This window comes from Arthrobacter sp. TB 26, assembly GCF_000427315.1.
Taxonomy (GTDB): domain Bacteria; phylum Actinomycetota; class Actinomycetes; order Actinomycetales; family Micrococcaceae; genus Arthrobacter.
In genome coordinates, this window is record NZ_AUPJ01000326.1 from 5,096 (window position 1) to 5,330 (window position 235).

Genomic DNA, 235 nt, shown 5'->3' on the forward strand with positions numbered 1-235 from the left:
GTCCACGAAGCGCTGGTACGCGGCGGGTCCGCCGTAGCCTTCGTGCACCGCGTACCAGAGGACGCCGTCGTAGCCCCAGTTGTGGGTGCCGTTGAAGCCGTTCACCGGCAGCAGCTCCACGAAGTCAATGCCGAGCTCCACGAGGTAGCCGAGCTTCCCGATGGCCGCATCCAGGGTGCCTTCCGGGGTGAAAGTCCCGATGTGCAGCTCATAGATCACGGCCCCCGGCAGCCCG

General features: G+C 66.8%; 1 pseudogene (only partly in view). It reads right to left on the minus strand.

Annotation, left to right across the window (positions count from 1 at the left end):
• Positions 1–235, minus strand: a pseudogene (treZ, locus tag K789_RS22995) (malto-oligosyltrehalose trehalohydrolase) (its annotated part extends 1,238 nt beyond the left edge of the window); the annotation flags it as partial.